Annotated in this window: 2 protein-coding genes; both read left to right on the top strand. The window is 63.6% G+C overall.

The features are described from left to right. Nucleotides 1–964: 964 nt before the first annotated feature. Nucleotides 965–1399 carry a tyrosine-type recombinase/integrase gene (locus OXF11_15395; protein MCY4488477.1) on the top strand — a complete coding sequence of 145 codons (435 nt, stop codon included), beginning with the start codon at nucleotides 965–967 and terminating at the stop codon, nucleotides 1397–1399. 160 nt (nucleotides 1400–1559) lie between these two features. Continuing rightward, on the top strand, nucleotides 1560–1691 hold the full coding sequence (locus OXF11_15390) for a hypothetical protein (protein MCY4488476.1): 132 nt from the start codon (nucleotides 1560–1562) through the stop codon (nucleotides 1689–1691). Nucleotides 1692–1974 lie beyond the last annotated feature (283 nt).

Genomic DNA, 1974 nt, shown 5'->3' with positions numbered 1-1974 from the left:
TTTTGACCTGATTCCGATGTCTCGTCTTCTCATTTCCCTATTGCCTCCCAGTGACACTAGTGTTGCGTTTCCAAAATAGATTGATTTATTGGATAGGGCAACGGCACGAAGGAGCACCGAGTGTGTTTCTAAGGGCGCAAGGGCTTTGGCGGTCATGGTACGGGCGTCGACAACGGCACCAAGGAATGCCCGCTCTGGCACCCCCGTAATTTGATCACCACCGGCTTCGAGGCCCCAGACTCGCTTGAATCTGGTCGTTCTGTTGCGCTTCCGCTGCCATTTACAATTGTCCGCCACAGCTTCATGGCCGCGAGCGGCGCGGGAAGGGACAGGCGTTCGGACTCCGATACCGAGACAACGGGGTCGGTCAGAACATTCATCACACCGCCGCCTCGACGTGATCACGCCTGCCAGTTCCTAGACTCCGAGCTTCCAACCTTGAACATGAACCGACTTGGTGCGTCGCCGGCCGCAGCCCGCACCAACCAACCGGCAGGGCGTTCGATTCCGTGTCTAAACCGTCCGCGCAAACGCTCCGGGACACCTACCACCCTGCTACGCTCAATTGCGTCTTGATATTCGTCGGAGTAAAACGACAACCCGTATTGCTGTTGGCGGTCGAGCCGGTGCAAGCACCAGGACTGCCCTCCACCGTCTCGACGCCGTACAGCGCGCGCTGGTAGCCCTCCACGCCTCACCCTTCTCGTCCAACGGCGTAGCGCCTACTTCGGGATGGGTTGCGTCCTGAAGTAACCGCCGGTTCATTTCCGGAATGGGCAGGAGCGGTTCCGTTGGATCGGACGGGCCAACGGCGTTTGCCAATGCAAGCCCGTCGCAACAGCACCGTCCGCCGGGCAAAGAGTAATTACGAAGTCGGCGTCGATGTCAACAAGATTGTTTCAAGGCTTACGTCTCGATCACTACAACGCCTTTCGGAGCGCGGCCTCAGGATGCCTTCCGCGGCTTGAAACAGCTTCTGCGGGTCCGGGAGCTTCGGCTGCGGGACTCGAAGAGCGGGGCGCGGCTGGTGCCGCTGTCGCGCGCGGCGGGGCGGGTGCTTGAAGAGGTGCCTCGGATCGCCGGGAATCCGTGGGTGATCCCGGACACGAAGCGGGGTCGTCATCTGGCGGACCTGAACCACTACTGGGAGCGGGTGCGGGAGGAGGCGGAGCTTCCGGAGGTGCGTCTCCACGACCTGCGCCATTCCTTTGCCAGCAGGGCGTTGGCGCTGGGGGAGAGCCTGTCGATGATCGGGAAGTTGTTGGGCCACAACAAGATCGACACGACGTCGCTCTACGCGCAGCTGGCGCGGGATTCGATCAAGGCGTCGTCGACGCGGGTGGCGGACAGCATCGGGGCGGACGTTCTCGGCGGTGGCGGGGGAAGGGCGCCTGCATGAACGGTCGGGCGGGGCAATCGCGCTGCCGGCATACGGACGGCGGCCTTCCTTGGGCTGTTCGAGGCCGATGACTGAGGGGCAGCACGCCCTCGAGGATCCCGGTTCCTGCATGAGTGCGGTAAAGCGGCCTGCTGAAACGGTCGGACACGGGGAGGCCGTGTTGGCGCGAGACGTCGACGACGCCCGCGATGGGGAGGTCGCGGCCCTCCGGCGCATGGCCGGGAGGCGCGTCCGGGGTTACGAGGGCCTCGGCTATCCGGTGGAGCGACCCGACGTCCGCTCCGAAACGTGAACTTCTACACGCGGGCAGGGCGAGGGAACGGCGCCGGCATTTCTGCGGCCGGCCTGGTGGATGATATGGGATTCGTCGCGTCGACGATTGGCTGGCGAGACGTTCGGTGGCCTCTACGGTTGGGATCGGTTGTTGGGGTTCGGTCACCTTGACGGCCGCACGCCGGGGCGTCGATCCCGTCTCTCTCGCACCGGACCCCGGCGCGAAGCTCAGAACGAATTCGCCGCGATGAACTCGTCGATCCGATCGAGCAATTCGGCGAAGCGCGGGTTGTAGGTCAACC

It is taken from the genome of Deltaproteobacteria bacterium (assembly GCA_026712905.1).
Lineage (GTDB): Bacteria > Desulfobacterota > Binatia > UBA9968 > JAJDTQ01 > JAJDTQ01.
Note: the sequence above shows the minus strand (reverse complement) of the source record. Positions and strands in the feature narration are given on the sequence as shown.